General features: G+C 34.6%; 8 protein-coding genes. 3 read left to right on the forward strand and 5 right to left on the reverse strand.

Annotated elements, in window-relative coordinates; all coding sequences use genetic code 11:
* From ABGX27_00035 to ABGX27_00045, 3 genes are all read right to left on the reverse strand, one after another.
* Positions 1 to 1,646: TonB-dependent receptor (locus ABGX27_00035; protein MEO2067889.1), on the reverse strand; the 1,646-nt coding region annotated here is incomplete at its 3' end.
* Between the two features lie 13 nt (positions 1,647 to 1,659).
* The gene (gene selA / locus ABGX27_00040; protein ID MEO2067890.1) at positions 1,660 to 3,045 is read right to left on the reverse strand and encodes an L-seryl-tRNA(Sec) selenium transferase; all 1,386 of its coding nucleotides are present in this window, start codon (positions 3,043 to 3,045) and stop codon (positions 1,660 to 1,662) included.
* Positions 3,046 to 3,100: 55 nt separating this feature from the next.
* A complete protein-coding gene (locus ABGX27_00045) occupies positions 3,101 to 3,664 on the reverse strand; it encodes a Fe-S-containing hydro-lyase (GenBank protein ID MEO2067891.1) in 564 nt (187 codons plus the stop codon).
* A gap of 85 nt (positions 3,665 to 3,749) precedes the next feature.
* Between ABGX27_00045 and ABGX27_00050 the strand changes: the two genes are divergently transcribed.
* Positions 3,750 to 4,601 (forward strand): glucosaminidase domain-containing protein, encoded by an 852-nt coding sequence (locus ABGX27_00050; protein MEO2067892.1) that lies wholly within the window; start codon positions 3,750 to 3,752, stop codon positions 4,599 to 4,601.
* Positions 4,546 to 5,589: a polysaccharide deacetylase family protein gene (locus ABGX27_00055; GenBank protein MEO2067893.1), complete on the forward strand. Its 1,044-nt coding sequence runs from the start codon at positions 4,546 to 4,548 to the stop codon at positions 5,587 to 5,589. The genes ABGX27_00050 and ABGX27_00055 overlap by 56 nt, the downstream gene beginning before the upstream one ends.
* Here the strand turns inward: ABGX27_00055 and ABGX27_00060 are convergent.
* Entirely contained in the window at positions 5,581 to 6,195 is a 615-nt protein-coding gene (locus ABGX27_00060) for a peroxiredoxin (GenBank protein MEO2067894.1), read from the reverse strand. The two genes, ABGX27_00055 and ABGX27_00060, sit on opposite strands and share 9 nt — an antisense overlap.
* 122 nt (positions 6,196 to 6,317) lie before the next feature.
* Between ABGX27_00060 and ABGX27_00065 the strand changes: the two genes are divergently transcribed.
* Complete coding sequence (locus tag ABGX27_00065; GenBank protein ID MEO2067895.1) at positions 6,318 to 7,154, forward strand: RluA family pseudouridine synthase; 837 nt, start codon at positions 6,318 to 6,320, stop codon at positions 7,152 to 7,154.
* On the opposite strand, the gene rpoD is transcribed toward ABGX27_00065, so the two are convergent.
* A partial coding sequence (rpoD, locus tag ABGX27_00070) for an RNA polymerase sigma factor RpoD (GenBank protein ID MEO2067896.1) occupies positions 7,151 to 8,332 on the reverse strand: 1,182 nt, incomplete at its 5' end. The genes ABGX27_00065 and rpoD overlap by 4 nt on opposite strands.

The raw sequence follows: 8,332 nt of genomic DNA on the forward strand, positions 1-8,332 counted from the left end.
ATTTTATTTAATCCTCCATAAAATTCAAAATTTTTTACCTTCTTTTTTATGTCCAACAAAAGTCCTTTAATGTAAATATTTTTGTCTGCATTTTCCCATTGTTCTAAAACAATAGATTTGATTGTTTTTCTGTAGATTAAGTCTTTTATCCTATAAAGGTAAAGAAGAACTCTTCCTCTTTTTTCTCTATCTCTAAATTCTAAAGAAGGCATAATAGAATCCATCTTTTCAAACTTTAAATTTTTATTACCAAGGAGAACTGTATTGTTTTTTAAGTACATTTCTTCAAATGAAGGAGCTCTAACAGCTCTTCCTAAGTTCAGTTTTAATGAAAGTTTTTGAGAAAGTTTATAAAGGTGTGAAAAAGAAAATGTAGCTGCTGTTCCGACATCGCTAAGACTGTCTAATCTGAGGTTTAAAAGTGTAGAAGTTTTATCTCTTATAAGCTGATACTGAAAATATGGAGAAAAAGTTGTTCTACTTGCTTTCTCCATTAGATGTTCTGAAGGAGGAAGTTCTTGATAGGGGATAATCTGGGTATTCCATATGTTGGATAGATCTACTTCAGAAGGATGAAAGTTTGCAGAAAGTTTATAGTCGTAAAGTTTTACGTAAGATATTTCCAGTCCTATCCCAAATTTTCCGTAAGGAAAGATATGGGTCAAGTAACTTCCGAGTCCTAAGTTCTTCGTATATCTCTCTTCACTTAGATAAAAAGTTTGAGGATAGATAATAAAATTCTTTTTCAGATAGAACCAATTGATGTGGATATGAAAGTCAAAGGAACCTTCTTTTTCCTCTTTCTTATACCCCAAAGTATTGAGAACAGCGAATCTGTTTGCTGAAGGATTTTCATTATTTAGAGTAAGACCAACAATGTTTATTGGATTCTCATTATACTTGCTAACTCCATAAAGTTTGGCATAGAAATTTCCTTTGTTAAGTTTCACATAATAAGTGAAATGTCTAAGATATGAATCAAAGTTTCCACTTCTTCCTAACCAGTCTGTATAGGACTTATCAGGACCTTTGTCTTCCCTGTAAATTAGGGATATTATTCCGTTAAAATCGTTTCTCTCAAAACTTTTCATTAGGAAACTATCGTTTGACCCACTTGTGCTGATCGCCATTCCTACCTTTGCGTTCTTTACGTCCTCAGAATTGTAGGTTATGAGGTTGATGATAGCTAGACAAGAGTTAACTCCGTAAAGAGAAGTCATAGGACCATATACTATTTCAACTCTCTTTACATTATCTAGAGAAATATTGTTATTGGAACTAAAAGAGGATCCATTTGTGGGATCTGCAATTGGAAAGCCGTCTATAAAAACTTGAATTTTTTCTGAAAAATAGCTTTGTTTAAGTCCAAATAGACCTACAGCCCAAAGATATAGTTGGCTTTTATATACATAGAATTCAGGTAGATGTTCTAAAAGCTCAAAAAGGTTTTTAGCCCCTAACCTTTCTATTTCTTCTCTTGTTATAACTTTTACAAAACGGGGAGTTGAAGTATATGATGTGAGTTCTTTAGTTGCAGATATTATCTTAAGTTCATTTTCTACCCAGAAGTAAGATTGAGGGGGACTTAAAGCAAAGGAAGGGATTGCAACAAACAAAGCCAAGAAAATAAAGAAGAATTTAACCACACCATCCCCCGCGCTATCGGAGAATTTTTATCAAACATTCTCTTACATAGTCAATCTCTTCATCAAAAACGGTTCTCATGTCCAGTAAACATATTTCATTTTTTATTCTTGAAATTATTGGTATCTCTTGATTTCTTAAAGTTTGTTCAAGTTCTTGTAAAGATAGTTTCTTGGGTTTTATTCCTATACAAAAAGTTTTTAATTTCTGTAAAGGTAGGGCTCCACCTCCTACTTCCGATTCATCCTCAACAATGTCTATTTCAGCCTCAAGATCTTCCTCTTTCAGTTTGAAATAAATGTTTTCAGCTTTTTTCTTTATATCCTCTAAACTTTGAGAAAGTAAATACCAAGTAGGAACTTCTTTTAACGCCTTCTCTTCGTCCAAGTAATACATTAATGTCATTTCAAGGACCGCAAGAGTCATTTTGTCTATTCTCAATGCCCTATTTAAAGGATGTTTTTTTATCTTTTCTAGATACTCTTTCTTTCCAAGTATTATTCCAGCTTGAGCTCCTCCAAGGAGTTTGTCTCCACTAAAAGAAACTACATCTACTCCCGCTTTTAGTACATCTTGAACGGTTGGTTCATAAGAGAGTCCTATTTTTCTAACATCTATGAAACTTCCACTTCCAAGATCTTCATAAACAGGAATGCCGTACCTCTTTCCAAGTTCAACAAGTTCTTGCGTTTTTACAGATTCCGTGAAGCCTAAGATTTTGTAGTTGCTTGTGTGTACTTTAAGAATTAGTCCAGTTTTTTCATTTATTGCATTTTCATAGTCAAATAGGTGGGTTTTGTTGGTAGTTCCTACTTCTTTAAGAATTGCTCCACTTTGGATCATTACATCTGGAATTCTGAAGGATCCTCCAATTTCTATCAGCTCTCCTCTTGAAACTATGACCTCTTTCCCTTTTGCAAGAGCTGATAAAACCAAGAGAACAGCTCCTGCATTGTTATTAACTACACAAACATCCTCTGCACCTGTTAGTTTCTTTAGAATCCACTCTAAGTTTCTGTACCTAAGTCCTCTTTTTCCTTTTTGAAGGTCGTATTCAAGGTTGGAGTATCCTGTTATCAAGTTCGCAAGATGTTCGGCCACTTTTTTTGAAATGGGAGCCCTACCAAGGTTTGTATGAAGAACAACTCCCGTTGCGTTTATTACCTTGTGTAACTTTGGTTTTGTTAATTTTTTAAGTTCTTTGATTATTTCCTTTTTTATTTCTTCTAGATTTAAATCTTTTCTTTTTCCTTCCAGTATCTCCTTTCTTACTTTTTCAAGAGTAGTTCTTATAGCATCAACAAGAAAAGTCTTAGGAAAATCTCCTAAAGTTGAAAGCAATTCTTCATCTTTTAAAAATAAGTCAACCTTTGGAATTTTCCTTAATAGTTCCTTTTTCAAGCAACCTCCTTATAAGATCTTAAAGATAAGGACAGCCAAAGGCTGCCTTTATCTTCTATATGCTTAGTTCAGCATATTGGCTTCTACCCATTTTATAAAGGTCGTTTTCGTAAATATCATTTACAACAAAAGCTGGAAAATCTTCTACTACAAGTCTTCTTACAGCTTCTGGTCCAAGGTCTTCGTAAGCAATAACTTCACTTGACTTTACACACCTTGCAAGGTAAGCAGCAGCTCCTCCCACTGCTCCAAAATATACTCCCTTAAACTTCTTTATAGCTTCAATTACTTCTTGATTTCTTGATCCTTTACCTATCATTCCTTTAAGACCTGCTTCTAAAAGTTTTGGAGCGTATGGATCCATTCTGTAGCTAGTAGTTGGACCAACAGATCCAATAGGTTTTCCTGGTTTAGCAGGAGCAGGACCTGCATAGTAGATAATTTGTCCTTTTAGATCAAACGGAAGTTCTTCCCCTTTTTCTAAAGCTTCAACTATTCTCTTATGAGCTGCATCCCTTGCAGTGTAAATAATTCCAGAAATAAGAACGAGATCACCAGCTTTGAGGTTCTCTATCACAGTATCGTCCAATATAGGAGTAGTAATCTTTATTGCAGACATGCCAAACCTCCTTGCCTTTTAAGATACCCAAAGTATAACAAACAGGGTTAGATTTTCCTCGAAAATTTTTATAAGGAGTGAGAGAATGAGGGAATATTTCGCCTTCTTCGTAATAGCTGTTTTATTTCTTCTATCCCCACTAAGCTGTATGAATACTGACATTTCATCTAATACCGAAAAAGGGAATTCATCTATACTCCGTAAGAGTGAACAAGAAGAAAAAAAAGAAAAGAAAAGAGCAAATAAACCATTGGTGATAAATAATCCAACAGTTGAAGACATTATTCCTATTGATTGTGAAAACGTTCTTCCTGTTATTTATTCCCACGTTAAGTCCTTAAAGGAACTAACTCCTAAAGACAGAAAGAAAAAGTTTGTAGATGTTCTTTTGCCAGAAATTTTAATTGCAAACGAAGAGATTAGAAAGGAAAGGAATTTCTTGCTTTCTATTCTTAAGAAAGAAATTTTGTCTGAAGTTGAAAAGGAGAAATTGGAATATTTAAAGGATAAGTATAGAACCGATGATATGGCAGAACTTCTGAGAAGAGTGAATACAATTTCTCCAAGTCTTATTCTTGCTCAAGGAGCAATAGAAAGCGGTTGGGGAACTTCAAGGTTTTTCACAGAGGGAAATAACGTTTTTGGTATGTATGCGTTTAGACCTTCTAACAAGAAATTAAAAGCTAAAGAAAAAGATGTTTATCTTAAAGTTTATGATGATATTTTGGATTCTGTAAGAGATTACATTTATAATCTCAATGTAGGTTGGGCATACGAAGAGTTTAGGAGAGAAAGAGAAAAAGGTTCTAACATTGATAATCTGATAAAAGCTCTTACTTTCTATTCCACCCAGAGAGAATCCTACGTGAGGTTGTTAGAAAATGTTATCAAGAGTAATCGTTTTACTGCTTATGATAATTGCACTCTTTCAAAGTAAAGTAAAAGGAGAATATGCTACTATCTTTATTTATCATAGATTTGACGATGTTCGATATCCTTCAACTTCAGTATCCTTAGAAGATTTTGAAAAGGAACTTAAGTTTCTAAAAGAAAATAATTACAATGTAATTTCACTTAAAGAACTTTACGATATTATAAGTAAAAAGGGTAAAATACCTCCTAAGACCGTTGTTATCACCATAGATGATGGATATAAAAGCACAATAAAAGCTTTCAGACTACTAAAAAAGTACAATTTTCCATTTACTGTTTTCTTATACATGGAAGCAATAGATAGATATCCCGATTTTTTGACCTTAAAACAGATAGAGGAAATAAAAAAGTATCCCAAAGCTTCTTTTGGAAATCACCTTTATAGTCACAAAGATCTTGCAAAGTTAAGGGTACATTTAAATGAGAAGGAATATTTAAACTTTCTGAAAAGAGAACTTGCGCTTTCAGAAAATAAGTTTATAAAAATCTTTGGAAGGAAACCAGAGTTTTTAGCTTTTCCTTACGGTAGCTACGATAGAATAAGTGTTTCCTTCTTTAAGAGAAAAGGTTATAAGCTCCTTCTAACTCAAGATAGAGGGAATTATGACGGCAAAAGTCTACTTGCTCCAAGAATGGCACTAGTTGGAGGACTTTCAAGGTTCAAGAATTTCAAAAGGTATTTAAATATCGAACCTCTACCTATTAAAGAACAATATCCTCCTTACGGACTTTTGGAAAAGAATCCTACGAAAATTTATTTCAATCTAACTAACGGAAAAAATTACAAGAACTGTTCTATCTACGTTTCAGAGTATGGATGGCTGAAAGTAAAAAGGTATAAAGATACGGTAATAACTGCTAATGACGTTGACTTTAGGAAATTAAAAAATAGGATAGGAATTAGGTGTTTTAATATAAAGAGTGGGAAATTGGCTGAACATTTTTTCTTAGTTATAAAAGCCCCACAAGGGGGCAGGAGAGTTCTAAGATAGGATTTCATCAATAGTAATAACGTCTCCAACTTTTCCAGCAATGTCTGGTCCTGGCTTGAGGGTTTTCTTACCAGGTCTCCAGTTAGCCGGACAAGCTTCGTCCGGATGTTCGTAAACGTACTTCCACGCGTCAAGTTGTCTTAAAAGTTCGTTTACGTTTCTACCAACTGGTAGGTTAAGAACTTCTTCTGCTACTATAATGCCGTCTGGATTAATAATAAACCTTCCTCTTCTTGCAATTCCTGCATCTTCCATGTATACGCCGTATTTTCTAGCGACTTCTCCTGTCGGATCAGCACCGAGTAAGAATTTAACGTTCTTCATAAGAGGTTCTACCTTGCAGAAGATTTGGTGGCTAAATACTGTGTCTGTAGAGATAGCGAGAACTTCTGCTCCACGTGCTTTGATCTCATCGTATTTCGCTGCGACCGCAGCGAGTTCTGTTGGTCAGACAAATGTAAAATCGGCTGGATAGAAGCAGAGAACTAAGAATTTCCCTTCGTTGTTTGGAACGTAGTCGGAAAGCTTAACCTTATCATACTTGTCGTTTACAGGATCGTAAACCTGTACTTCAAACTCTGGAGCCTTTTGCCCTACAAGAGCCATATCTTTCCTCCCTGAAAGTGTTTTTCAAATTTAAATTAATATCACCTATAGATAAATCAACTATTGTTTGGATAGACTATATCTATAATTTTGATCTGCAAAACTTCATAAAGGAGTTTTTCGTGTTCAGGACTGTAGAGAAGAAAGTTGAAGAGCCACAAAAGCTAATTGATATAGTGTCTGCAGAAGTTGAAAGCAGGAAAAAAGCAAAAAAGATCATAGATGAGGGTTTATGTTCAGTAAACGGCGTTAAGAATCTCTATTACAGGAAACTTGTAAAACCTCAAAGTATTGTCAGATTTTCGGTTCCTGAATTCCTTTTTAAGAAGAAAGATTTTCAAATTCTTTTTGAAGATGAATACTTAATAGTTGTAAACAAACCTCCATTTATTAATAGCAATAAAGATTTTCCCAACATAGAAGTTCTTTTAAGAAAAAAGTATAAAGATGCCTTGGTAGTTCATAGACTTGATAAACATACTACTGGAGCTCTCATTGTTGCTAAGTCAAAAAGGGTGTTTGATCTTTTTGTTGATCTTTTCAAAAAGAGGAAAGTCAAGAAGATTTACACTGTACTCGTAGCAGATGAAATTTCAAAAAAGAAAGGAAGAATAACCATTCCTTTAGATGGAAAGGAAGCAGTTACAAATTTCAGATTAATAGAAGATTTGGGATCAACTTCCCTCTTAGAGGTAGAAATCTTAACTGGAAGAAAACATCAAATAAGGAAACATTTTTCCTTTTTAAGCCATCCTGTCGTAGGAGAGTTTAAATACTGGAAAAGAAGATTTAAAAACCCTCTGCACCTTTTTGCTCCAAGGATTATGCTACATGCGAAACTTATAGCCTTCCCTCATCCAGTTAATGGGAGAACGGTTAGGGTAGAAGCTCCCCTTTTTAAAGATTTTGAGGATTATTTAGAGTTTTTAAAGAAAGGGGGAAGCATCCCCCAAAGTTAACGTTCAAGGAATATGCTTAAATCTATATCGAGACCACAGTTTCTAAGTTTCCTAAGAGCTTTAGATTCTATCTGCCTTATTCTTTCTCTAGTAACCTTTAATTCTTTTCCTACCTGTTCTAGCGTATGTTCTGGATAACCATCAAGTCCAAAACGAAGTTTTAAAACGAGAGCCTCTCTTTCACTAAGTTGAGATAGCAGTTGGGATACCTTTTCCTGTAGATCCTTTTTGATAACCTCATTTTCAGGGATTGGGCTTTTGGTATCCTCTATAAAGTTTCCAAGTGTGCTGTCTTCATCATCCCCAATTGGGGTTTCAAGAGATACCGGCTCCTGAGCAAGTTGCATAATGGAGCGAACTTTAGATGCTGGCATTTTTAATCTTTCAGCAATTTCTTCAGGTCTAGGTTCTCTTCCCATCTCTAAAAACATCTGACGAGAAGTTTTTATTACTTTGTTAATTGTTTCTATCATATGCACGGGAATTCTTATTGTTCTCGCTTGGTCTGCGATTGCTCTTGTAATTGCTTGTCTTATCCACCAAGTAGCGTAGGTACTAAACTTGTATCCACGTCTATACTCAAATTTATCAACAGCTTTCATTAGTCCAATGTTTCCTTCCTGAATTAAATCTAAAAAGTGAAGTCCCCTGTTTATATACTTTTTAGCAATACTTACTACAAGTCTTAGGTTCGAACGGACAAGAGTCTGTTTAGCTTCTTGGGAATCTTTTTTGTAGAAATAAATCTTTTCAGCAAGGTCGTAAAAGGTTTTTAAGGGCATATGTAAGGATTCCATAACTTGTTTGTAAGTTTCCTTTGTATCAAGATATTTTTTAACCATTTTCTTTATTTCTCTGGTTGTGTATTTAGAAGAATCTATCTTTTCTCTTACGTCATCATCGTCCAAACGAGTGCAGATTTCCTCTATAGGAACTCCCAAGAAGGAGAGTTTTCCGCTGAGCTTTTGTAGACTCTTTTCACTTTTCTTGAGAATTTTGTACTTACAGTAAATATCTTCAGCCAACTGTTCGTAGATAGAGTAAGAAAGGGGGAGTTGTCTTAGAAGACAGTTAACTTTAGCCCATGTTCTTAAGAACTCCCTTTTTACTTCTTTGTTTCTCTTACTTCTTTGGTACTGCTTTTGGAGTTTCTCTAACTTAGGAAGTAAACTTTTTAT

It is taken from the genome of Desulfurobacteriaceae bacterium, assembly GCA_039832905.1.
In the GTDB taxonomy this organism is placed as follows: domain Bacteria; phylum Aquificota; class Aquificia; order Desulfurobacteriales; family Desulfurobacteriaceae; genus Desulfurobacterium.